General features: G+C 65.9%; 17 protein-coding genes. 7 read left to right on the top strand and 10 right to left on the bottom strand.

Features of this window, described 5'->3' with window-relative positions:
* Positions 1-69 precede the first annotated feature (69 nt).
* Together CIW53_RS07850 and pgmB are read right to left on the bottom strand one after the other, a co-directional pair.
* Entirely contained in the window at positions 70-2622 is a 2553-nt protein-coding gene (locus CIW53_RS07850) for a TonB-dependent receptor (RefSeq protein WP_149364113.1), read from the bottom strand.
* On the bottom strand, positions 2619-5714 hold the full coding sequence (gene pgmB / locus CIW53_RS07845) for a beta-phosphoglucomutase (protein ID WP_242451813.1): 3096 nt from the start codon (positions 5712-5714) through the stop codon (positions 2619-2621). Before pgmB ends, CIW53_RS07850 begins: the two co-directional genes overlap by 4 nt.
* A gap of 335 nt (positions 5715-6049) precedes the next feature.
* Here pgmB and CIW53_RS07840 point away from each other — a divergent pair, with 335 nt between their 5' ends.
* Complete coding sequence (locus CIW53_RS07840) at positions 6050-7054, top strand: LacI family DNA-binding transcriptional regulator (RefSeq protein ID WP_149364111.1); 1005 nt, start codon at positions 6050-6052, stop codon at positions 7052-7054.
* 13 nt (positions 7055-7067) lie between these two features.
* Here CIW53_RS07840 and CIW53_RS07835 read toward each other — a convergent pair whose 3' ends face one another.
* Positions 7068-8720: a HAMP domain-containing sensor histidine kinase gene (locus CIW53_RS07835; RefSeq protein WP_149364110.1), complete on the bottom strand. Its 1653-nt coding sequence runs from the start codon at positions 8718-8720 to the stop codon at positions 7068-7070.
* Positions 8721-9043: 323 nt separating this feature from the next.
* Between CIW53_RS07835 and sucC the strand changes: the two genes are divergently transcribed.
* From sucC to CIW53_RS07820, 3 genes are all read left to right on the top strand, one after another.
* The gene (gene sucC, locus CIW53_RS07830; RefSeq protein ID WP_277949625.1) at positions 9044-10246 is read left to right on the top strand and encodes an ADP-forming succinate--CoA ligase subunit beta; all 1203 of its coding nucleotides are present in this window, start codon (positions 9044-9046) and stop codon (positions 10244-10246) included.
* A 14-nt stretch (positions 10247-10260) separates the two neighbouring features.
* On the top strand, positions 10261-11133 hold the full coding sequence (gene sucD / locus CIW53_RS07825) for a succinate--CoA ligase subunit alpha (protein WP_149364108.1): 873 nt from the start codon (positions 10261-10263) through the stop codon (positions 11131-11133).
* A gap of 114 nt (positions 11134-11247) precedes the next feature.
* Entirely contained in the window at positions 11248-12942 is a 1695-nt protein-coding gene (locus tag CIW53_RS07820) for an NAD+ synthase (RefSeq protein ID WP_149364107.1), read from the top strand.
* A gap of 156 nt (positions 12943-13098) precedes the next feature.
* Here the strand turns inward: CIW53_RS07820 and CIW53_RS07815 are convergent, their stop codons facing one another.
* Positions 13099-13953 (bottom strand): outer membrane protein assembly factor BamD, encoded by an 855-nt coding sequence (locus CIW53_RS07815; RefSeq protein WP_149364106.1) that lies wholly within the window; start codon positions 13951-13953, stop codon positions 13099-13101.
* 70 nt (positions 13954-14023) lie between these two features.
* On the opposite strand from CIW53_RS07815, the gene rluD reads away from it, so the two are divergent.
* Positions 14024-14998 (top strand): 23S rRNA pseudouridine(1911/1915/1917) synthase RluD, encoded by a 975-nt coding sequence (rluD, locus tag CIW53_RS07810; RefSeq protein WP_149364105.1) that lies wholly within the window; start codon positions 14024-14026, stop codon positions 14996-14998.
* 75 nt (positions 14999-15073) lie between these two features.
* On the top strand, positions 15074-15820 hold the full coding sequence (gene pgeF, locus CIW53_RS07805; protein WP_149364104.1) for a peptidoglycan editing factor PgeF: 747 nt from the start codon (positions 15074-15076) through the stop codon (positions 15818-15820).
* A gap of 7 nt (positions 15821-15827) precedes the next feature.
* Here the strand turns inward: pgeF and CIW53_RS07800 are convergent, their stop codons facing one another.
* The 6 genes from CIW53_RS07800 to CIW53_RS17650 form a co-directional block, all read right to left on the bottom strand.
* The gene (locus CIW53_RS07800) at positions 15828-16418 is read right to left on the bottom strand and encodes a 2OG-Fe(II) oxygenase (protein ID WP_149364103.1); all 591 of its coding nucleotides are present in this window, start codon (positions 16416-16418) and stop codon (positions 15828-15830) included.
* A 1-nt stretch (position 16419) separates the two neighbouring features.
* Positions 16420-17748, bottom strand: a complete 1329-nt coding sequence (locus tag CIW53_RS07795; protein ID WP_149364102.1) for a tetratricopeptide repeat protein — start codon at positions 17746-17748, stop codon at positions 16420-16422.
* A gap of 108 nt (positions 17749-17856) precedes the next feature.
* Positions 17857-19287, bottom strand: coding sequence for an alpha,alpha-trehalose-phosphate synthase (UDP-forming) (gene otsA, locus CIW53_RS07790; RefSeq protein ID WP_149364101.1), 1431 nt, complete (start codon positions 19285-19287; stop codon positions 17857-17859).
* Positions 19287-21092, bottom strand: coding sequence for a glycoside hydrolase family 15 protein (locus CIW53_RS07785; protein ID WP_149364100.1), 1806 nt, complete (start codon positions 21090-21092; stop codon positions 19287-19289). Before CIW53_RS07785 ends, otsA begins: the two co-directional genes overlap by 1 nt.
* A complete protein-coding gene (gene otsB, locus CIW53_RS07780; protein WP_149364099.1) occupies positions 21052-21894 on the bottom strand; it encodes a trehalose-phosphatase in 843 nt (280 codons plus the stop codon). Before otsB ends, CIW53_RS07785 begins: the two co-directional genes overlap by 41 nt.
* Positions 21895-21899: 5 nt before the next feature.
* A complete protein-coding gene (locus CIW53_RS17650; protein ID WP_172969610.1) occupies positions 21900-22073 on the bottom strand; it encodes a hypothetical protein in 174 nt (57 codons plus the stop codon).
* On the opposite strand from CIW53_RS17650, the gene clpB reads away from it, so the two are divergent.
* Positions 22054-24651, top strand: coding sequence for an ATP-dependent chaperone ClpB (gene clpB / locus CIW53_RS07775; protein ID WP_149364098.1), 2598 nt, complete (start codon positions 22054-22056; stop codon positions 24649-24651). The two genes, CIW53_RS17650 and clpB, sit on opposite strands and share 20 nt — an antisense overlap.
* Positions 24652-24682 lie beyond the last annotated feature (31 nt).

Raw genomic sequence — 24682 nt, 5'->3', positions numbered from 1 at the left:
CTGATTTCGAATGACGTGATCCGGGCCGTCTGAGGGGGAGCGGCCCGGATCACGTCCCTTGCCACAACCTTACGAGCCGAACAGGTACTTCACCTGGAAGTTGACCTCGCGGCCCTCCAGCGGCCGGGCCAGGATCACGCCACCGCTGACTGCCGTGCCGAAGATGCGCGAGTTGCTCTCGGTCAGGCCCAGTTCGTTGGTGATGTTGGTGCCCTGCAGGCGCAGCTGCCAGCTCTGCTGGATGTTCGCGATCACGCCGAAATCATAGGTGTGATACGTACCCAATTGCTGCAGGCCGGACTGGTCCTGGGTATGCGCACCGACGTGCGTGTAGGTCACGAAGGCCGTCACGTCACCCCACGCGAACGGGATGCGGTAGCTCGGCGTGAACATGTAGCGGACCTTCGGCTGGCGCTGCAACTGTTCGCCGTTGATGAACTGGCAGCCGCTGACGCCGGTCACCACGTTGGTGAACTTGAAGCAGGAGTTGTTGTGCGAGTAGTGGCCGTCGAGATAATTGGCCACCAGCATGAACTTCAGGTTCTCGACCGGGGTGATCGCGCCGGCCAGGTTGATGCCCTTGGAATCGGAGCCGTAGAGCGCCGGCGCCCCCACCGGCGTGCCGGCGCCATCCGTGGGTTGGAACGACAGGCCATTGAACTGCTTGTGGTAGACGCTGATGTCGGCGTAGATCAGATCCGACTGGTATTTGAAGCCGCCCTCGAAGTTCTGGATCTTCTGCAGCGGTGCGGTGTTGCCGGTGGTGGCGCCGCGGATGCCGTTGTCGAAGTCGGCGAAATGCACGCCCTTGTTGGCACGCACGTACACGCTCATGTTGTCGGCCAGCTCATAGTTGGCGCCGACCGTCCATGAGGTGTGGGTCTTGTCGTAGTTGGTGCGTGCAAAGCTGCCGTTACATACCGGTACCGAGTTGTTGTAGAGCGTGTTCGGATCATTGTCCAGCGGGACATTGGTCAGGTTGCACACGTTGTTGGTGGCATCCTGGTTTTCCAGCCGGGCCGACGCGTCGAACAGCCATTTGCCGACGCGCCACGAGTCGGACAGGTAGAACGCCTTGTTCGTGGCCGTGCCGTGCTGGGCGATGTTGAAGCCGCCGTAGTCGAGGAAACCCTGGTTGTCGGTCAGCTGCTTGATGGTGCCGGCGTCGTTGTAGCTCACCATGATGGGACGCGCGTTGGGCGTGTTCGTCATCAGCATCTGATTGCCGAGCGCCCACTTGTCGTCCATGGTGTAGTGCGCCAGGTAGACGCCCGCGGTCAGCGTGTTGCCTTCGAAGATCTCCTTGCTGAGGCGGAAGTCGTTGTTGACGTTTTTCAGGTGCTTGTGGATGTACCACCAGCCCTGGTGGATCACGCTCTGGTTCGGGTCGACCGCGCCGCCGCCACCCGGGCCGGTGTAGGTCGCCGTGGCCGAACCGGCGGGCAATTCAAAGCCGCCCTGGCCGGTCGGGGTGTTGTAGAGCTCGTCGTTCAGCGAGGCCGGGTTGGAGCCGGAGAACAGCGCGTTGGTGTCGACGTCGCCGGCGTCGAAGAGGAACTTGTCGCTGAGCGTAAAGCCGTCGCCGAGGTCGTAGTCGAAGTTGCCGCCGAAGAAGTTCATCTTCGCGCCGCGGCCGTTGGCGAGGTCGGCGTTGGTGCCGCCGCCCGGATAGCCGGCCAGGAACACGTGCTGGATGTACTTGCTGTTGTAGGTGTCCTTGAGCGGATCGAAGCCCGGGTAGGCGCTGAAATTGTCGGTGCCGTTCTGGATCAGCGGGATCGGCGTGATGAACTGGTTCTTGTCGTTCAGCGCTCGCGCGTAGAACATCATCGTGCCGCGATCCGAATCGTGGGTCAGCGTGGCGGTGAGCTGGCCACCCTTGTCGGCGGGGAACTGCGGATCGCGCACGCCGTCGGAGTCGCGATAGAAACCGCCGATGCTGCCGTACCAATTGGGTGCGATCTGGAAACCGTAGAAGCCGTCGACGCGCTTCAGGTTCTCCGAGCCGTAGGTGACGCCGATGCTGCCCGTGGGCGTCTCGGTGCCCTGCTTGAGGATGAAGTTCTCGGTGGCGCCGATCTGGCCGTCCGCGAACACCACCGACGGGCCGCCCTGCAGGATCTCGACGCGCTCGATGGTGTCGTCGAGGCGGAAGATCGAGGTCTGCTCGAAGAACGACAGGCTCGGCATGCCGTACAGCGGCGAGCCCATCATCTGTACCGTGTTGAACGGCGCATCGCCGCCGCCCGGGAAGCCGGCGATCTCGATGTTGGCACCGGTCTGCCCGCCGGTCGATTCGGGCCACAGGCCGGGCGCGATCTTCAGCAGGTCGGCCGTGCTCTTGGGATTGGCCAGCTTGATCTGCTCGGCGCTGGCGGTGGTCAGCATGTAGCTGGCATCGATCTTCTTCACGCCGGTGGCCGAACCGGTCACCACGACCTGTTGCAGGTTCGTGGTGGCCTTGGCATTGGCTTGCCGCGCCGGATTTTTCCCGGCGGTCGTCGGGGTCGCGGTCGCCGAGGTGTCCTGCGTGCTGTCCTGCGCCATGGCCGTCGCTGACATCAGGATGCCTGCGATGGCCGCCGACAAGATCAATCGGGTCATTTGCTTGTTGTTGCTCATTTCACGTCCTCCCCACCAGTTTGATTTTGGGACGCGGCTCGTCTGTCGCGAGGCCCACGCCAGTTCGTCGTTGTTGTGAAAGTGTCGATGTCGAATGCCGCCATGCTCGGTAACACCAGGTCTGCCTCGGCCAGTGCCTGGGCATGACCGATCCCCACCGCCGCCATCCCCGCGGCGTGAATGCTGGCGATGCCAGCCGCGGCGTCTTCGACGCCCATGCACTCATGCGGCGTCATGCCCAAGGCGCTTGCCGCTGCGAGAAAGATCTCCGGGTCGGGCTTGGATCGACTGATCCGGTTGGCGTCGACCACGACATCGAACAAATCGGCGATGCCCAGGCGCTCCAGCAGCAGGCCGGCATTGCGGCTGGCCGAGGCCAGAGCCACCTTGAGTCCGGCCTGGCGCACCTGTTCGATGGCCGTACGCGCGCCGGGCAGCAGGTCCCGCGGTCCGAAATGCTCGATCTGTTCGCGGTAATAGTCGTTCTTGCGTGTAGCCAGCGTGTGCTTTTCGGCCTCCGTGTACGCGCGTGTGGCGGCTTCCAGCAGGATGTCCAGCGAGCCGCGCCGGTCGACGCCCTTCATGCGCTCGCCGGTGGCGTCGTCGAACGGTATGCCGAGCTCGCCGGCCAGCCGTTTCCAGGCCGCGTGATGCACCACGGCGGTATCGGCGATCACGCCATCGAGGTCGAAGATCACGGCCTTCAGCGGCGATGATCGTCCGGCGTCGACGAGGCCCGCACGCGGCAGGCGCAGCGGTCGACCTGCGTGCAGGCGTTGCGGCAGGCCTTCGTGCAGGAAGGTGAGCGCGTCGCCTTCGGTAAGGGTGTACTGCACGCCGTCGCGATCGACCTCCACGCGCAGATGGGCATCGCGCCAGCGCAGGCCGAAGCGGTAGCCGTTCCAGGCTGCCGGCAATTGCGGCGTCAACGCGGGCAGGCCATCGTGCACGCGCAGGCCGCCAAAGCCCCAACTCAGGGCGAGCCAGCTGCCGGCCATCGCAGCCATGTGCAGGCCATGCGCCGCGTTGCCGTGCAAGTCGTCCAGGTCGACCCGCAAGGTATCCAGGAAATAGCGGTAAGCCTTGTCGGCATGACCCACCTCGGCCGCCACCACCGCGAAGGTCGATGCCGACAAGGTGGAGTCGTGGACCGTGATGTTCTCGTAGTAGTCGAAATTGCGGCGCTTGGCCGCGATGTCGACCTGTTCGCCGGCCAGCATCAGGGCGAGCAGGGTGTCGGCCTGCTTGCACACCTGGTGGCGGTAGATGCTCAGCGGATGCATGCGCAAGAGCAGCGGTTGCTTGCCCGGCGCGCCGACCAGCCCGGGCGGCAGTCGCGGCTTGTCGAGGAAGCCGTCGTCCTGCGGGAAGATGTCGAGCGCGGCGTCGATCGGCAGGTACATCGCCTGCGCCGCGCGCCGCCACCGCGCGGGCTCGTCGTCATGCAGGCCGATGCGGGCGGCCAGCTCGGCGTGATCCTGCGGGTGGCTCAACGCCATCCAGTCGGCGACCGCTGCCGCGTCGCGCAGGTGCCGCTGCGCCATCCGGTTGGTGTAGTGGTTGTTGTCGACCAGGGCAGAGTATTCGTCCGGGCCGGTCACTTCGTGGATGCAGAACGCGCCGTCGTGGCGCGCGCTGAAATGGCCGACATCGAGCCAGACGCGCGCGGTCTCGAACAGCATCTCGGCGCCATGCGCCAGCATGAACGCGTCGTCGCCGCTGGCATCGACGTACAGCCTTATCGCCCACGCCACCGCCGCATTGATGTGGTATTGCGCGGAGCCGCTGGGGAAATACGACGAGCATTCGTCGCCGCTGATCGTGCGCCACGCGTACAGCGCGCCGTGTCTGTGGTTGAGCTCGCGCGCATGCAGGCGCGCGTTGTCCAGCGTGCGGTAGCGCCAGGTCAGCATCGCGCGCACGATGTCCGGTGCGACGGTGACCAGCACGGGCGCCATGAACACTTCGGCATCCCAGAAGTAGTGGCCCTCGTAACCCTCGCCGGTGAGGCCCTTGGCCGCGGTGGTGCCGTGGCTGTCGCGGCTGCTCGACTGGAACACGTGGAACAGGTTGAAGCGCAGTGCCTGCTCGGTCGCCGGATCGCCATCGATGGCAAGGTCCGCCTGCGCCCAGAGCGTGGCCAGCGTGCGGGTCTGCTGCGCCAGCAGCATCGGATAGCCCTGTTCGATTGCCGTTGCCAGCGAGGCGGCCGCCTGCGCGGGCAGATGGTCCACGTGGCTGGCGTCGAACGGTGCGGAGAAGGCGTAGGCGACGTATTTGTGCAGGGTCACCGCCCGACCCGGCGCAAGCAGGCCCTCGTAGACCTGGGTGACGCCGTGCGGCGCCAGGTTCGCGTAGCGCAGCGTCAGTTCATCGGCGTGCTGGTGGCGCTGCGCGCAGACCAGCCGGATGCCGCTGTGGGTGGTGCGCTGGCCGACCCAGGCGACGGTTTCCTCCGCCTCGGCGGCATAGGTGCCAAGGCCGCCGTCGATGCGGCTGCCAATGCGCGGATCGAAGCCCTGTGCCGCCGCCTCGCGGGCCGTGCTGATCGAGGATTCCAGCGTGATTGGGCCATCGTAGTCGATCGACCGTACGCGGTAACGGATCGCCAGCAGCCCGGCGTCGGCGAAGCTGACGATGCGCTCTGCCTCGATCTGCAGCGTCGCGCCCTCGGGCGAGCGCCAGCGCAGGCTCCGCCGGTAACAGCCGCTGCGCAGGTCGAGCGAGCGCTCGAACTGCAGCCATTCGCCCTGGTCGAGCCGGACAGGGGTGTCGCCCAGGCGCAGGTGGATGCGCGCGGCATCGGCCACCGGGATGCGCGTATCGGTGTGGCTGGCAAAGCCGGGGAAGCGTTCGTGGTAATCGATCGGGGTGCGTTCCCACACCGCCGAGAGCAAGGTGGCCTGGCTGGCGCTGTCGCTTTCCTCCAGGTTGCCGCGCACGCCGAGCGTGCCGTTGGCGAGGGCGAACAGGCTTTCGTCCTGCGCGAAGCCCGCCGGGTCGATGCCATGGCGCGTCAGCAGCCATGGATCGACGGCTGCCCGCACGGCGACTGCCGGTGTGTCTGGATTGACCGCGACCGCTGAATCCACGATATGCCCTCGATTTCCCCCTGCGCCGGTCCATCCGTTCGGACCCCCGAGATCGCAGCTGGCGGCGAGCTTGGCATTAAATGTTATCGGTATCAAGATACCGATAACATTTTGTTGCACGTCCATTCCCGGGCGGCTCTGCCGGGTTGGAAAGACGGCCATGTCCTGGTGCGCGGGGGGTTCGGCATGAGTTCGAACGGGCCTGCAACTGCGCCATTTGGCGCGGTTGCGTCGGGAGGGCGAAAGCCGACACACTGCAGGCGCCGATCCTGGCCAGTGCGGTTATCCGGCGGCGTCGCGACAATGAATCGACAGGACCAACTTAGGATCAGATCTTGAGCAAGACAGGTCCGCGCCCGAACGCGTCAGGCAACCTGACCATGGCCGACCTGGCGCGGGTGGCCGGAGTATCCAAGATCACGGTGTCGCGGGCGCTGGGCGACAGTCCGCTGGTCAATCCGCAGACCCGCGAGCGGATCCAGGCGCTGGCGCGCGAGCACGGCTACAAGCTCAACATCAGCGCGCGCAACCTGCGCCTGCGCCGCAGCCACACGGTGGCGGTGATCGTGGAAATGAAGCCGTCCACCGATCGCACGATGTTCGACCCGTATCCGCTGGTGCTGCTGGGTGGCATCTCGCAGGAATTGACCGCGGCCGGCTACAGCGTGCTGTTGACCACCCGCCACGGCGCCAGCGCGGCGGCGGTGCAGGCCGCCGACGGCCTGATCCTGCTCGGCCAGGGCGTGCACCAGGATGCGGTGCGCCGGTTCGACAAGCTGTGCCTGCCGATGGTGGTGTGGGGCGCCCGTTCGGAAACCGATGCGCACGTGGTGGTGGGCAGTGACAATCGGCTCGGTGGTACCGCGGTGGCGCGTCATTTCATGGCGCTGGGCCGCCGCCGGCCCGTGTTCATCGGCAACCCCAGCCACCCGGAAATCTTCGAGCGTTTGAGCGGCTTCGTCGACGCGCTGGCGGTGCACGGGATCAAGCCGCTGTTGCTGCGGCGCGACGAATTCACGCTGGACTCGGGCATGGATGCGGTGCATTCCCTGCACAAGCGCAAGGTCGGTTTCGACGCGATCTTCGCCTGCAACGACCTGCTCGCGATGGGCGCGATCCGCGCCACGCTGGACCTGGGCCGCTCGGTGCCGGCCGATGTTTCGGTGGTCGGCTACGACGACATGCCGCTCGGCGCCAGCTTCCTGCCGCCGCTGAGCTCGGTACGGCAGGATTGGCAGGAAGGCGGCATGCTGCTGGCGCGCAAGGTGCTGGCGTTGATCGAGGGCGAGCCGGCCAAGTCGGAAAGCCTGCCGGTCAGCCTGATCGTGCGCTCGACCTGAGCGCGCACGGCGTTCAGCGCGTGGCGGTGCTCTGGGTGGTTTCGGCGGGTTCGGCCGGGCTGCGCGCCGGCGGCGTCAGCACCAGACGGAAGCAGCTGCCGCCGCCGGCGACACGCACGTATTCGAGTGCGGCCTGGTTGGCGTCGCTCATTTGCCGGGCCAGATAGAGGCCGAGCCCGGTGCCGTATTCGTGGGTGGTGTAGAACGGCTCGAAAATCTGCGCGGCGACTTTCGGCGCGATGCCGGGGCCGCGGTCGATCACTTCCAGGATCGGCACGCCGTGCTCGCCCTGGCGGGTCACCACCATCACCCGTGCCGGCTCGCCGGGCAGACGGCCGTAGCGCAAGGCGTTCTGCACCAGGTTCCAGACCACTTGCTGCAGTTGTTGCGGGTCGGCTACCGCCGCCACCGGCGCGCCGCTGCTGGCGATCGCCCGCAGCGAGTCGGCGCCGAGGTCGTTGCCCTGGCTGTATTCCTCGACGAAAGCCTGTGCCCAGTGGCCCAGGTCCAGGGTTTCCGGGCGCGAGCGTTCGCGCCGCGACAGCTGCAGGATGTTCTCGATGATCTCGTTGAGCCGGATGCAGTGGTTGTTGATGATCTCGACCATGCGCTGGTCGGTGCTGTCCATGCTTTTCGATTCGGCCAGCAATTGCGCCGAGTAGCGGATCGCCGCCAGCGGGTTGCGGATCTCGTGCGCGATCGAGGCGGACAGCCGGCCCAGCGAGGTGAGCGTGAGTTCCTCTGCGCGACGCGACAGCAGCGAGGTGTCGTCGAGGAAGATCAGCACGTGCGAGTCGTCGTTCGGTGCCAGCCGGGTGAAGCGCGGCACCACTTCGGGCACGCCGTCGGCGAGCTGGGTGGCGGTTTCGTCGAGCTTGCCGGAGGTCATCCAGTGGTACAGCCGGCGCGACAGTTCCGGCGCCAGCTGGCCGAGGTCGCGCTGGTCGGCGCCAGGGTTGCCCATCAGCATCCATGCCGATTCGTTGATCTGGTGGATGCGGTTGGCGTCGTCGACCAGCAGCACGCCGGTCTTCATGCGGCGGATGATCAGCTCGTTGACCTGCGACAGGTTGGCCAGGTCGCTGCTGCGTTGTTCGGCCAGCGCCTCGGTGGCGCGCAGTTGCCGGCCCAGTACGTGGCACAGCGTGGTGCTGGCGAAATAGGCCAGGCCGAACAATGCCGCTTCCAGCAGGTCGCGCTCGCCCGTCGTGCCGTTGTCCGCGGTGAGCAAGGTGCGCCCGAGAATGCCCAGCGTCGCCAGCGCGGCAAAGAAACTGGACAATCGCAGCGGCAGGATCAGCGCGCCGACGCTCAAGTTCACGGCCAGCATCATCGCGATGCCGATGCGCGCGTCGTGCATCGCGGCGATCGCCAGCACCGCGGCGACGATGTCGACCACCAGCGCGGCCGCCACCGCCATCCGGGCGTACGGCATGCTGCGTCGGTTCAGCAGCATCGACACCAGCGCGAACAACAGGTACAGCGACGCCACGCTGCGGGCGAAATCCGGCACGCCCGGCTGGAGCCCGCCCAACCCGCCATTGCTGAAAGCCAGGCCCACGTAGACCAGCGCCTGCACCAGTCGGAACGCGTTGAGAAACGACAGTTCGTGGCGAATGGTCGCTATGCCTTCGCGCGGCGCAGGTGGAAAGGGCGTGCTGGACATGTTGCGTGGCACTCCGTGGCGATACCGCTCAAGTATAAGCGGCTGTTCGATGGTGACATGCCGGCTTGGCGGCGATCTGTTTCCCATGGATTCGATCCCGCCACGGGGCGGGGCTCGCCGCATCCTGCCGCCCTGACTGGCCTCGAATTTCAGGGTGCGCGGGGCCGGCCCGATGCCCCCTGAGGCCGGCTGCTGCGCGTGGCCCTTTCCATCGGAGCCCCCTTCCGCGAAAATAGCGGGCCGAATCGTGCGGATTTCGCCAGTTTGCCTGGCAAGTCGTCAGTCCCGCCTTCCGACCCTCATGACCCACGCAGCGTGCTCGCGTGCGGCCGCCATGTTTCTCCGTTCGCTCGAGGTATCGAATGAATTTCCACGAATACCAGGCCAAAGAACTGTTCGCCCAGTACGGCATCGCCGTGCCGCCGGGCAAGGTCGCCAACTCCCCCGACGCTGCTGTCGACGCCGCCAAGGCGCTCGGTGGTTCCCAATGGATGGTCAAGGCACAGATCCACGCCGGTGGCCGCGGCAAGTCCGGCGGCGTCAAGTTCTGCCGCAGCTTCGACGACGTGCGCGCCGCCGCCAAGGGCATGCTCGGCACCAACATGGAAACCTACCAGTCGGCCGGCCGCGCGCTGCCGGTCAACCTGGTGCTGGTCACCGACGCCACCGACATCGCTCGCGAGCTGTACCTGTCGATCCTGGTGGATCGTGATTCCAAGGCCATCTCGTTCATCGCCTCCAAGCATGGCGGCGTGGACATCGAGCAGGTCGCCAAGGAAACGCCGGAAGACATCCACACCATCGTGATCGACTTCGTCGAAGGGCTGCAGCCTTACCAGTGCCGCCAACTCGGCTTCGCGATGGATCTGAATGCGAAGCAGGTTAACCAGCTGACCAAGATCATGCTGGGCCTGTACAAGCTGTTCAACGAGCAGGATCTGGCGCTGGTCGAGCTCAATCCGCTCGCGGTGCTGGAAGACGGCAACCTCGCCGCGCTCGACGGCAAGGTCAACTCCGACGACAACGCCGAGTTCCGTCATCCGAACCTGGCCGCGATGCGCGACCTGACCCAGGAAGACGCCGCCGAAGCGGCCGCCGTGCAGTACAACCTCAACTACGTGACCATGGACGGCTCGATCGGCTGCATGGTCAACGGCGCCGGCCTGGCGATGGCCACCATGGACGTGATCAAGCTGGCGGGTGGCGAGCCGGCCAACTTCCTCGACGTCGGCGGCGGCGCCACCAAGGAGCGCGTGACCGAGGCGTTCAAGCTGATCACCTCGTCCGACAAGGTGAAGACCATCCTGGTCAACATCTTCGGCGGCATCGTGCGTTGCGACATGATTGCCGAAGGCATCATCGCCGCGGTCAAGGAAGTGGGCCTGACCATCCCCGTGGTGGTGCGCCTGCAAGGCACCAATGTCGATCAGGGCCGCGAACTGCTGGCCAATTCCGGCCTGGCGATCACGCCGGCGGACGATCTCAACGACGCGGCGCAGAAAGCCGTGGCTGCGGCCAAGGCCTGAGGAGCAATCGAAACATGAGCGTACTCGTCAACAAGAACACCAAGGTGCTGGTGCAGGGCTTCACCGGCCAGCAGGGCACCTTCCACGCGCAGCAGTGCATCGATTACGGCACCAAGATCGTCGGCGGCGTCACCCCGGGCAAGGGCGGCTCCGAGCATATCGGCCTGCCCGTGTTCAACTCGGTCGATGAAGCCGTCCTCGAAACCGGTGCCGACGCATCGGTCATCTTCGTGCCGCCGCCGTTCGCGGCCGACTCGATCCTCGAAGCGATCGATGCCGGCATCAAGGTCATCGTGGCGATCACCGAAGGCATCCCGGTACTCGACATGCTGCGCGTCAAGAACGTGCTTCAGCAGCATCCGGAAATCGTGCTGATCGGGCCGAACTGCCCCGGTATCATCACGCCCGGCGAATGCAAGATCGGCATCATGCCTGGGCACATCCACAGCAAGGGCAGGGTCGGCGTGGTCTCGCGCTCCGGCACGCTCACGTATGAGGCCGTGTTCCAGACCACCAACGAAGGTCTCGGCCAGAGCACGGTGATCGGCATCGGCGGCGACCCGATCAACGGCCTCAACTTCATCGACTGCCTCAAGCTCTTTCAGGACGACCCGCAGACCGAAGGCATCATCATGGTCGGCGAAATCGGCGGCAGCGCCGAAGAAGATGCCGCCGAGTTCATCGGCGAATACGTCAAGAAGCCGGTGGTCTCCTTCATCGCCGGTGCGTCTGCTCCCCCGGGCAAGCGCATGGGCCACGCCGGTGCGATCATCTCCGGCGGCAAGGGCACCGCCGCGGCGAAGTTCGCCGCGCTGGAAAAGGCCGGCGTCACCACGGTGAAATCGCCGGCCGATCTGGGCAAGGCGCTGGCGAAGTTGATGAAGTAAGCGTCATTTGTCTGCTGAAAAAGGCCGCGCATTGCGCGGCCTTTTTTTGTTCTGAGGGACGCCCCACTTCTTGAATTACCATTGTCCGGATAACCCCAAGGAATGCACGCCGTCATGGCAAAGCTGCGTCTGGCTCTGGCCCAACACGATTTTTCCGTCGGCGCGGTGGCGGCGAATGCCGCCAGGGTCGGTGACTTGATCGCGCAGGCGCGCACCGGCGGTGCCGCGCTGGTGGCCTTTCCCGAGCTCACCTTGAGCGGCTACCCGCCCGAAGACCTGCTGCTGCGGCCGAGTTTCCTAGCCGCCTGCGACAGCCAGCTTGCCGCGCTGGCCGCGGCGACCCATGGCATCGCCGCGCTGGTCGGCCATCCGCACAGCGAGGGCGAGGTGTTCAACGCTGCCAGCCTGTTGCGTGACGGCCGGGTGGAGTGCACGGCCCACAAGCAGGCCCTGCCCAACTACGGCGTGTTCGACGACAAGCGCTATTTCCGCCCCGGCCACGAGTCGGTCACCACGGTGATCGACGGCGTCACCGTGGGCCTGCTGATCTGCGAGGACGTGTGGCAGCCGGAGCCGATGGCACAGGCTGCCGCCGCCGGTGCGGAGCTGGTAGTGGTGGTCAACGCCTCGCCGTGGGACGAGGCGAAGCAGGCCGAGCGCGCGGCAGTGCTGCAGGCGCGTGCGCGCGAGACCGGTTGTGCGATCGCCTATCTCAACCTGGTCGGTGGTCAGGACGAGGTGGTCTATGACGGCGCCTCGATGCTGGTGAACGGCGACGGCTCGATCGCGGCGCGCGCGCCGGCCTTCGTCGATGCGCTGCTGTGGGCCGAATTCGATCCGGCCACGCGTACGCTGTCGGCCGAAAACTGGCCGCTTGCCGCCGACAGCTCGATCGAGGCAACGCTGTACGCGGCGCTGGTGCGCGGTACTCGCGACTACATCGACAAGAACGGTTTCGACGGCGTGTTGCTGGGTCTGTCCGGCGGCATCGATTCCGCCTTGACGCTGGCGCTGGCGGTCGACGCGCTGGGCGCGCAACGCGTCACCGCGGTCATGATGCCTACGCGCTACACCTCGCAGTTATCTCTGGACGGTGCGCGCGCGCAGGCCGAGCAACTGGGCGTGGACTATCACGTGATCTCGATCGAGGCGACCTATGAGTCGTTCGTGGATGCGCTGACGCCCGCGTTCGCCGGCAAGGGTGCCGACACAACCGAGGAAAACCTGCAGTCGCGCATCCGCGGTGTGATGCTGATGGCGCTGTCCAACAAGCATCGCCGGCTGCTGCTGGCGACCGGCAACAAGAGCGAGATGGCGGTTGGCTACGCCACGCTGTACGGTGACATGTGCGGTGCTTACGCGCCGCTGAAGGATGTCTACAAGACGGTGGTGTATCGGCTGGCGCGTTGGCGCAATACGGCCGGGATGACCAGCCCTTCGGCTGTCGAAAGCCGGGAAGAGCCGCAATTTCGCGACACCGCGCTTCTGCGAATCCCGAAATCCCGTTCCCCCATCCCGGAAGAAGTCATCGACCGTCCGCCCTCGGCCGAATTGCGCGACAACCAGACCGACCAGGATTCGCTGCCGCCGTACGACGAGCTCGATGCGATCCTGGCGCGTTTCATCGAAGGCGAACAGTCGCAGGCGGATATCGTCGCTCAGGGTTTCGATGCGGACACGGTGCGCCGTGTGGTTCGGCTGGTACTGCTGAACGAGTTCAAGCGTCGGCAGTCGGCGCCAGGGCCGCGGGTGACCACGCGCGCATTCGGCCGTGAACGTCGCTACCCGATCACTTCAGGCTGGAGGTGACGGCTTTGTGGGAGCGACTTCAGTCGCGATTCCCTTGCCGAGGACAACCAAAGGGCATCGCGACTGAAGTCGCTCCCACCGTCATGCGCGGCAAATGAAAGCACAAAAAAAGCCGGCGTTGCTCGCCGGCTTTTTCTTTCGTCCCCTCGGGAGTGCTCAGTGGTGACCCGAGAACGGCACCATCTTGCGCAGCGTGGATGGCGGATGCGGCCATTTGGCGTCGCTCAGGTAAGGATGGTTCGGGTAGTTCAGTGCCAATACCTGGCGGACCTGGTCGGCCTGCGGCTTTTGCTGCAGGGCCAGATAGCTGCGGCTGAGGATCGCCAGCGCGTCACCGGTTTGCGGCGCCTGCTGATAGTGCTCGATCACATATTGCGCGCGATCGGCCGCGGCCACGTAGGCCTTGTTGCGCAGGTAGAACTCGGCCACGTTGATTTCGTACTGCGCCAGCACGTTGCGCAGGTAGATCATGCGCTGGCGCGCGTCGGCGGTATAGGCGCTGTCGGGAAAGCGCCGCGACAATTCGGAGAAGTCGTCGAACGACTGCAGGTTGTAACCTTGGTCGCGACGGCTCTGCGCACCGGTGCGATTGATGTAGCGTTCGACCACGCCGCTGGTGCGGTCGAAATTGATCAGGCCGCGCAGGTAATAGGCATAATCGACGTGCGGGTTGGCCGGATATGTCTTGATGAAGCGGTTGATGGTGGAAAGCGCGTCGTCCGGCTGGTTGTCCTTGTATTGCGAATAGGCCAAGTCGAGCTGGGCCTGCTCGTTGTACACGCCAGAAGGAAAGCGCGCGATCAGGCGCTGGTAGGCCCTCGTCGCGGCGGCGTAACTGGAGTTTTCCAGCCAGCCGTGGGCCTTGTTGTACAGCGCATCCACCGGCATCGTGTCGATGGTTTCGCGCTTGTGGCCGAACATGGAGCAGGCGCTCATCGTGATGGCGAGCGCCACGACGGCGAGCATTTTCAGCGCAGGCGATTTGAACATCGGCAACTTGATTACACGCATGGGAAAGAATTCAGATGTTTGAGCGAAAAGGCATGATAGCCGAAACCGGCCGCCGCCCGTGGAGGGCGGCATGACTACCATCCGGCACGAAGGGGAGGTGCCGCTGAGCGCCGCGGGTCGGAGGTTCGACCAGGCTTTGGCCGAGATGTTCCCGGATTATTCACGTTCGCGGCTCAGTGGCTGGATCAAATCCGGCGCCGTGACGCTGGACGGCGTATCGGCGCCGCCACGCCAGCTGCTGCGCGGTGGCGAACAGGTGCGGCTGCGGGTGGAGCTGGAAAACGAGGTTGCCAGCGCGCCAGAGGACATCGCGCTGACGATCGTGCACGAGGATGACCACCTGCTGGTGCTGAACAAGCCTGCCGGACTGGTGGTCCACCCCGGCGCCGGCAATCCGGCCGGTACTTTGTTGAACGCATTGCTGCACCACGACCCGAAGCTGGCCGAACTGCCGCGTGCCGGCATCGTGCATCGGCTGGACAAGGACACCTCCGGCCTGATGGTGGTGGCCAGGACATTGCCGACGTACACCGCGCTGGTCGATCTGCTGTCGCGTCACGAGGTGGAGCGCCAGTACGAGGCGGTGGTGCTGGGTACGCTGGTGGCCGGCGGCACGGTGGATGCGCCGATCGGTCGCAGCATGGGCGATCGGTTGCGCCAGGCCGTGCGCGACGAGGAGGACGGCAAGCGCGCGGTGACCCATTACCGGCTGCGCGAGCGCTTCCGCGCGCACAGCCTGCTGCAATGTCAGCTGGAAACCGGCCGCACCCACCAGATCCGCGTGCACCTGGCGCATGCCGGCCATTCGCTGGTCGGCGATCCGCTGTACGGCGGCGGCCTGAAACTGCCCAAGGGCGCCTCGCCGGAACTGATCGCCACGCTGCGGGGTTTCCGTCGGCAGGCGCTGCATGCCGAAAAACTGTCGTTCATCCATCCGGCCACCGGCGAAGCGCTGTCGTTCGAGGCCGAGCGGCCGGCCGATCAACGAGCACTGATCGAGGCGCTGCGGACGGATCTGGCCGAGCACGGCACGGATCATTATTGAGCGAACGCGCGCTGGGGAATGGCCACGCCGGGTGTGCGATGCTTTGCATTCTCCGCGCCCCATTCCCCGGAAACCATGACCGATACCTGGATCTTCCCCGATTGGCCCGCTCCGCCGCAGGTGCACGCGGCAATCACCACCCGCCACGGACCGGGCGTCTCGACATCACCCTACGAGCGCTTCAACCTCGGCCTGCGCAGCGGCGATTCGGTCGACGCGGTGCAGGCCAATCGCAGCGCGCTGCAGCAGGCGCTGGGGTTGCCCGCCGTACCGCGCTGGCTGCACCAGGTCCACGGCGTCAGCGTGGCCGAACTGGGGCCGTTGCCCAGTGCGGACGAGCCGCAGGCGGACGCGGCGGTGTCGCACATCCCCGGTACGGTGCTGTCGATCCTCACCGCCGATTGCCTGCCGGTGTTGTTCTGTGCCGATGACGGCAGCGAGATCGGCGCGGCGCATGCGGGCTGGCGCGGGCTGGCCAATGGCGTGCTGGAAGCGACGCTGACCCAGCTGCAGGCGCCATGCGCGCGATTGCTGGCGTGGCTGGGACCGTGCATCGGGGCGGCCTCCTACGAAGTGGGGGCGGACGTGCGTGCCGCGTTCATTGCACACGACCCGGCAGCGGCCGGCTGCTTCGTGCCGACGCGGCCCGATCACTGGCTTTGCGATTTGGCGGCCCTGGCCCGGCAACGGCTCGCGGCGGCGGGCGTGACGCGGATCTACGGTGGTGGCTTCGATACGCTGGCCGACCAGCGTTTTTATTCCTACCGCCGGGATGGTGCCGCGAGTGGCCGCTTCGCCAGTCTGGTCTGGCTCCAGCCTTAGCGGGAGATCAAAACAGCAGGTAGGTCGAGATGATGTACTTGTCGCTTGAGCGTGGCGGCAAGCCGGCATGCTGGTACATCCAGTAAGGCGGGAACATCAGCAGGCGTCCGGCGCGTGCGTCGACACGCAGGTCCAGATCGCAGAACTCGGTTTGGCCGCCTTCGGCCACGTCGTTGAGATACCAGAGAAACACCATGTAGCGGTTGCAGGTGTAGTCGAGCGCGTCGAAATGTGGCTGGAACTGGTCGTCCCGATCCGCCAGATAACGCTTGATTCTCAGGTTCTCCAGCCGGTTGCGCGGTGGTATCGGCAAGGTCAGTCGAACCCGCTCGTTGTAGCGATCCAGGTACTGCAGCGTCTGCTGCCGAAACAGCGCCTCGAAAGACGCATCGGCAAGTTTGCTCACATTGAGTTCGGTCCATGCGCTCGATGGCAGTGCGTTGATGGCGCCGCGGTCGTTGCGCATCTGGAAGCGCTCGAGTTCGTCGAACGACTCGATCAGGCGGCGGCAGAAATCGGCGTCCAGCGCGTGGTCGAACCACTGCACATAACGTGCAAGGTCGCGGGTGGCGGAAACCTGCGCAGTCGCGGTGTTCATCTCAGGCCAGTTCCTGCAGGCGTATATCGAAATCGACGATGGCGGCGATCAGCGCACCCAGCGCCTGTTGCTCAACGGGAGCCAGACCCGGGTGCCAGATGTCGAAGACCAGCACGCGTGCTTCCGACTCGCCGTCATTGCCATACCCGATGCCGTAACTGGCATCGAACACCATGCCGGCACCCGCCGGCAGGCGATGCGTCTCGCCGCCGGCGATGACATCGACACCACTGCTGTCAGGCAGGTTGACGACGACGCTGCAGCGCGAATTGCTGCAGCCGTGCCGGGTCGGCGTGCGCACGCCTGCCGGCAGCACGACGATCGCTGCATCGGGGGCATGCCGCGGAATGCGCAGCAGCGGGGTATCGGCGATGGCTGCAATCAGCTGTGGCGCGAGGCGGCGAATTGACTCGCGCAAGGTGCCGCAGCGATATATGTCGATCTGGCGTTCGCGCGGCGGCGCGATGCCGTCGTGTGCGATCGGTCCGCCGGCATCGGAACTTCGGTCGGGTGTCATGTCGCCGACCCGGTCGGACGGCGAGGGCAGGGCGACGCAGCTTTCGACCTCCGTCGTCGCCGTGTCCACGCGCGCGAGCAGGTCAGGCAGCCATGCAAGATCGCGACAATCGACCCGGGGGGACGCACCGAGGCCTGGAACATAAAGCAGGCCTGCTCGCTGGCGCGGATCGGCGGGTGTCTCGCTGCAATCGCGAAGGTAGCAGGCAAGCGCCCGATCGATGCGGGTCAGCGGTGTATCGGCGTTTTGCCGCCAGGGTTGCAGCACACCTTCGAACAGCGCCCGCCGGCCTTCGGCCACCTGGTGCATCGCGTGCCGGACCAGGGGGCGCAGCCCGGGCTCGGTGGTCTCGTCGCTTAACCAGCTGGCTGCATGCTGCGCATCCAGGATCGCCCGGAAATAGTGCGGCAGGGCCAGTTCCGGGCGTTGGTCCAACTCAAGCACGTTGGCCAGCAGCAGTCGCACGGTAGTGTTTCGACCCTCGCTCAGTTCCAGTGCCCGTTCGAGTACGTAGCGCGAGGCGTCCATGCGCTCGGCAACCCGATAAGCCATGCCAAGTTCCATCAGGGTGCCGATGTCGGTGCGATCGACATTGGCGGCGCGATTGAGCAGGTCGACGGCGTCACCGGCGGCACCACGCCTCAACGCTGCGCCTGCCAGGAAACGCAGCGCTTCGACGTGTTCCGGCTGGCTCGCGAGCACATGGTGGAAAGCTTGTTCCGCTTCAGCCGAACGGCCGGCGCGCTGGAGTTGCCTCGCGGTTTCGAGATCGAGGTTCGGAGACGCGAGGGTCGAGCCAGGATCGGGCGACATGGGTGCCGGTCGAAAGCCGTCAGGCGATGCCGGACGTTATCATGTCGATAACCCGAAATTAACTGCTTAGGATACGGTCTGCAGCGTTTCAGCCAACAGTGCCGAAAGTCAGTGCGGGACACCTTCCGGGCCACCCCCGGCGCGAACGTTTCGCGCGTCGGTCAGAGCCTGCAGGAAGGCGTTGCGCCAGACGGTGATGTCATTTTGCAGCAGCACGCCCATCATCGCCCTCCAGCGATCGCGGCGCTCGGTCAGCGGCATCTTGAGTGCGCGTTGCAGGGCATCGGCGACCTCCTCGGTGTCGGCGGGATTCACCAGCAAGGCGTCGGTCAGTTCCTGCGCGGCGCCGGCGAAGCGCGACAGGATCAGCACGCCGGGGTCGGCCGGGTTCTGGCAGGCCACGTATTCCTTGGCCACCAGGTTCATGCCGTCGCGCAGTGGCGTCACCAGGCCCACCCGCGCGGTGCGGTAGTAGCCGCTCAGCAGGCGGTGCGGAAACGATTTGTTGATGTAGCGGATCGGTGCCCAGTCGGGTGCGGCATACTTGCCGTTGATGTGGCCGGCACTGCGCTCGAGCTCGCGCCGGATCTGCCGGTATTCCAGTACCGAACCGCGCGATGGCGGCGCGATCTGCAGGAAGGTGACATGCCGGTGCAGTTCGGGAGCGCCTTCGAGCAGGCGCGCGTAAGCCTGGAAGCGTTCCGGAAGTCCCTTGGAATAATCCAGCCGATCGACTCCGATGATCAGTGAGCGACCGATCAGGCTGTCGCGCAATTGGCCTATCTCCTTGTTCGATTCGGCTTTGCCGGCGGCTTCGGCGATTCCCCTGGTATCGATGCTGATAGGGAAGACGGCGGCACGGAACAGGCGACCGCTGGCCGAGCGCATGCGGCCACCGAGCCGCATGGTGGCGCCGGCTTCGTGCAGGAAATAGTCCTCCAGCGCGCGCAGGTCGCGCGCCGTATGCACGCCGATGAGGTCGTAGCTGGCCAGTGTTTCCAGCAACTCGAGGTGGTTGGGCAGCGCGATCAGCAGGCCGGCCGCCGGCAATGGCGTGTGCAGGAAAAAGCCGATGCGGTTGCGTACGCCGCGCTTGCGCAGCATCGCCGCCAGCGGGATCAGGTGATAGTCGTGTACCCAGATGACGTCGTCGGGCCGGATCAGCTGGCGCAGCTTGTCGGCGAAAATCTCGTTCACCCGCAGATAGCCGTCCAGATGGCTATGCTGGTAGTCGACCAGGTCCGGCCGGTAGTGCAGCATCGGCCACAGCGTGCCGTTGGCAAAGCCGGTATAGAAGTCGTCGTGGTCGGCGCGCGAGAGGTCGACGGTGGCGTAGTCGACCTTTGCGTCATGCAGCCGATGTACTTCGGCCGCGGTCTCCGCGGCGAGCTTTCCGCTCCATCCGAACCACAGACCGCCGCTTTCGCGCAGCGCCGCCTGCAACGCCGAGGCGAGTCCGCCCGGCGCGCTCTGGCGTGGCAGGGCAACCCGGTTGGAGACAACCACCAGGCGGCCGCCCGCACCTTTCGCGGCCGCCATCACAGCGCGTCCTCCCAGCGCCGCGACAGCCGCATCGCGGCCTGGATCAGGCCGACCAGCGAATAGGTCTGCGGGTAGTTGCCCCAGTGCTCGCCGCTGCCCGGCGCGATGTCCTCGGACAGCAGGCCCAGCGCGTTGCGCTGCTTCAGCATGTGCTCGAACATCGCCCGCGCCCGTTCCTTGCGGCCGGTGGCGGCGAGCGCCTCGATGTACCAGAACGTGCAGATGTTGAAGCTGGTTTCCGGCGCGCCGAAGTCGTCCGGAGCGATGTAGCGGAACAGGTAGTCACCTCGGCCCAGCGCCGTGCCGATCGCGTCGACAGTGGCGACGAAGCGCGGGTCGGTGGCTTCGAGAAAGCCGATGTCGGCAAGCAGCAGCAGGCTGGCGTCCAGGTGTTCGCCGTCGTAGGCATCGACGAAATGGCCGAGCTGCTCGTTCCATGCGCGGGCCTCGATCCGGGCATGCAGCTGCACGGCTTCCTCGTGCCAGTAGCGCGCGCGCTCGTCCAGCCCCAGTTCGGTGGCGATATGCGCCAGGCGGTCGCAGGCGGCCCAGCACATCGCGGCGGAATAGGTATGCACGGCGACGCGGCCGCGATATTCCCACAACCCCGCGTCGGTCTGCTCGGCCATGCGAAGTGCCATCGTGCCCATCCGTTCGAGCCGGCGAAAGGTCACCTCGTCGCCGCGATGTTCGAGCCGGCAGTCGAAGAACAGTTGGGCCGAGGCGAGCACTACCGAGCCGTAGACGTCGTTCTGGCGCTGCCGCCAGGCGTCGTTGCCGACCCGCACCGGACCCATCCCGCGATAGCCTTTGAGCGTGCCCACCTGGCGCTCGGGAAGTTCGTCCTCGAAGGTGATGCCGAACACCGGGCCGAGTTCGGTGGTGTCCTTGTTGGCGACCAGGTTGAAGGTGTAGCGGATGTATTCCTCCATCGTGCGTGTGGCGCCGAGCCGATTGAGTGCGCGCACGGTGAAGGCGGCATCGCGCAGCCAGCAATAGCGATAATCCCAGTTGCGCGCAGTGCCGGCCGATTCCGGGATCGAGGTGGTCAGCGCGGCAACGATCGCGCCGGTGGCCTCGTACTGGCACAACTTCAGCGTGATCGCCGCACGGATCACCGCGGCCTGCCACTCGTAGGGAATCGACAGGTAGCGCACCCATTCGCGCCAGTAGTCCAGCGTGCGCTCCAGCGCCAGATGGACGAAATCGCCCACGTTGACGTTGAGGGTCTCATCCGGGCCGAACACGAAATGCGCGGGCCGGTCGAGTCCGAAGGCCAACCCGCGTTCGATCAGCGGCGTGGCCACGTCACAGGTCAAGCGCTGCACCACGTCGCTGAGCAGGTAGCGGATGTGGTTGCTGCCCGAGGTGGTCTTCGCAGTGTGCGCGCCGTAGTCGCACAGAGGGCGCATCCGAATGCGGATGCGTGGCGATCCGCTGATCGGGGCAACCCGGCGCGTCAGCATCTCGGGGTGATACAGACGTCCATTCGATCGGTGCCGTGGTGCGAAATCGGTGATCTCGACGGCGCCGCCCTGACGGTCGAACAGGCGCGTCACCAGCACCGCCGTGTTGGCCAGGTAGAATTGTTCGGCACGCTCGACATCCTCCAGTTCGATTGCCCAGTCGCCGCCTTCGATGGTCGGCGAAAGCAGGGCGCAGAAGCTGGCGTCGGCATCGAATCGCGGCAGGCAGCACCAGACGATGCGCGCCTGCTTGTCGATCAGGGCGGCGACACTGCCGTTGCCGATCACGCCAAGTTCAAGGCTGGCCGGTGGGGTCTCCTTGAGGGAGTCGGGCATGGGTGGGAGCTCCGTGCGTCAGCGCGTCCAGGACGCGGATCAGCCAAGCCTCCGCCGCGGCGGGGCCAGGCAACGTGAATTCGGCCAGGCTGGGCTCGCGCATGCCTACGCGTACGCTGAGTCCGCGCCGGCTATTGACGCTGGCGAACGCGTGTTCATCGGTGAGGTCGTCGCCGAGATAGACCGGTCGGCGGTCAGCAAAAGGCGCGTGCTGCAGCAGCTCCATGACGGCCCGGCCCTTGTCCATACCGGTCGGTTTGAACTCCAGCACCAGGTTGCCCGGTTGCAGCTCGTAGCCGGGCAACTGCGCCATCACGGCGGTTGCGGCCTGTTGCAGGGCCGGCAGCTGCGCCGGGGCGCGACGGCAATGCAGGGCCACCGCGGCATGCTTGTCTTCCACCTGCACGCCATCGAAGCGGGCGGCCAGCGTGCGCGCCACGGCGTGCAGGTGCGCATGCTGCGCGGGAGCGACCGCGAAGTCGCGACAGCTGCCATCGGCGTGCCGCAATTGCAGTCCGTGCAGTCCCGCGGCGGCCCAGTGCGAGGCGGCGAACAGGCGATCGAGGTCGGCAAGTTCGCGGCCGCTGACCAGGGCCAGCGCGCCGTCGAGTACCCGATACAGCGCATGCAGCAGTGTCAGCAGCGACGCGCCGGGCTGTACGTCCAGGGGGTCGTCGGCGAAATCGAGCAGGGTGCCGTCGACGTCGAGAAAGATCGCCCAGCGCGCGCTGACGTCGGGCAGCGGGGGGGGCGGCAGCGTAGCGGAGGTCGCGGAAGCGTTGGCGGGGATAGCCGTTGACATCGCCGTCACCCTAACAAATCGAATGTGAAAATCACCTTGAGCTTCATGCAGGCCGTCAATGCGGCGAGCTTGATTCGCCAGGCAGCGCCCGCATTCTTGCAGCCAGTGACGGGGCTGCCGTCAAATTCTCGGACGCAATCACCAGGCGGGAACATCGACATGCGGATGGACAAACTCACCTCGCGTTTCCAGCAGGCGCTGGCCGACGCGCAGTCGCTGGCCGTGGGTCGCGACAACAACATGCTGGAGCCGGTGCACGTGATGGCGGCGCTGCTCAACCAGCAGGGCGGCTCGACCGCGCCGATGCTGACCCAGGCCCAGGTCAACGTGCCGGCGCTGCAGCAGCGCGTCAACGACATGCTGGAACGGTTGCCGAAGGTAAGCGGGCAGGAGGGCAACATCAACCTGGGCAACGACCTCAACCGCCTGCTCAACCTCACCGACAAGCTGGCGCAGCAGCGCGGCGACCAGTTCATCGCCAGCGAACTGTTCGTGCTGGCGGCGCTGGACGACAAGGGCGAGCTGGGCGCCGCGCTGAAAGCGGCAGGTGCGACCAAGCCGAATCTCGAAGCGGCGATCGAGAAACTGCGCGGCGGCGAGAAGGTACAGAGCGAAAACGCCGAGGAGCAGCGCCAGGCGCTGGAAAAATACTGCATCGACCTGACCGAGCGCGCCGAGCACAACAAGCTCGATCCGGTGATCGGCCGCGACGAGGAAATCCGTCGCACCATCCAGGTGCTGCAGCGGCGCACCAAGAACAACCCCGTTCTCATCGGCGAGCCCGGCGTGGGCAAGACCGCCATCGTCGAGGGTCTGGCCCAGCGCATCATCAAGGGCGAAGTGCCCGAAGGCCTGCGCGATCGCCGCGTGCTGGCGCTGGACATGGGCGCGCTGATCGCCGGTGCGAAATTCCGCGGCGAGTTCGAAGAACGGCTCAAGGCCGTGCTCAGCGACCTGTCCAAGCAGGAGGGCCGGGTGATCCTGTTCATCGACGAGCTGCACACCATGGTCGGCGCCGGCAAGGGCGAGGGCTCGATGGACGCCGGCAACATGCTCAAGCCCGCGCTGGCGCGCGGCGAGCTGCACTGCATCGGTGCCACAACGCTGGACGAATACCGCAAGTACATCGAGAAGGACGCCGCGCTGGAGCGGCGCTTCCAGAAAGTCTTCGTGGGCGAGCCGAGTGTCGAGGACACCATCGCGATCCTGCGCGGGTTGAAGGAACGCTACGCGGTGCACCACGGCGTCGAGATCACCGACCCGGCGATCGTCGCCGCGGCCACGCTGTCGCACCGCTACATCGCCGACCGCCAGCTGCCGGACAAGGCGATCGACCTGATGGACGAGGCCGCCTCGCGCATCCGCATGGAAATCGACTCCAAGCCGGAGGAACTCGATCGGCTGGAGCGCCGGCTGATCCAGCTGAAGATCCAGCGCGAGATGCTGAAGAAGGAGAAGGACAGCGAATCGAAGCAGCGCCTGGCCGATCTGGAAACCGACATCGGCAAGCTGGAGCGCGAGTTCTCCGACTTGAACGAGATATGGAAGTCCGAGAAGGCCGCGCTGCAGGGCACGACCCGGGTGAAGGAGCAGATCGAGCAGGCGCGGCAGGATCTGGACACCGCGCAGCGCGCGCAGGACTACGCGAAGATGAGCGAGATCCAGTACGGCAAGCTGCCGGAACTGGAGAAGCAGCTCGCCGCGGCGCAGGCCGCCGAGACGCAGGATTTCAAGCTGGTGCAGACCCGCGTCACCGCCGAGGAGATCGCCGAGGTGGTCAGCCGCTGGACCGGCATCCCGGTCAGCAAGATGCTCGAGGGCGAGCGCGAAAAGCTGCTGCACATGGAGGATGAGCTGCACAAGCGCGTGGTCGGCCAGGACGAGGCGGTGCATGCGGTGTCCGATGCGATCCGCCGCTCGCGCGCCGGCCTGTCCGATCCGAACCGGCCGAATGGCTCGTTCCTGTTCCTCGGCCCCACCGGCGTGGGCAAGACCGAGCTGTGCAAGGCGCTGGCCGAGTTCATGTTCGACACCACCGATGCGATGGTGCGCATCGACATGAGCGAGTTCATGGAGAAGCACGCGGTGAGCCGGCTGGTCGGCGCGCCTCCGGGCTATGTGGGCTACGAGGAGGGCGGCTATCTCACCGAGGCGGTGCGGCGCCGGCCGTACAGCGTGATCCTGCTGGACGAGGTGGAGAAGGCGCACCCGGACGTGTTCAACATCCTGCTGCAGGTGCTCGACGACGGTCGCCTCACCGACGGCCAGGGCCGTACCGTGGACTTCCGCAACACCGTCATCGTGATGACCTCGAACCTCGGCTCGCAGATGATCCAGGATGCGGCCGAGAACAGCGAAGGCGGCGACGCGGAGGAGCAGTACACCCAGATGAAGGCGTCGGTGATGGGCGTGGTGCAGGCGCACTTCCGCCCCGAGTTCATCAACCGGCTGGACGAGCTGGTGGTGTTCCGCCCGCTGGACAAGACGCAGATCCGTGCGATCGCCCGGATCCAGCTGGCTTATCTGGAGAAGCGCCTGGCCGAGCGCCAGCTGAAGATGGAGGTCGGCGACGATGCGCTGGCCCTGCTCGGGAATGCGGGGTTCGACCCGGTGTACGGTGCCAGGCCGCTGAAGCGCGCAATCCAGCAGCAATTGGAGAATCCGCTGGCGCGGCAGATCCTGGAAGGGCACTTCCAGCCCGGTGATACGGTCAATGTCGCCGCCGAGGCTGGACAGCTGGTGTTCCACAAAAATTGAGCAGGCTCGTGCTGCCCTCGATGGCAAGGCC

It is taken from the genome of Rhodanobacter sp. T12-5 (assembly GCF_008329435.1).
Classification (GTDB): domain Bacteria; phylum Pseudomonadota; class Gammaproteobacteria; order Xanthomonadales; family Rhodanobacteraceae; genus Rhodanobacter.
This window is presented reverse-complemented; position numbering and strand designations above follow the sequence as displayed.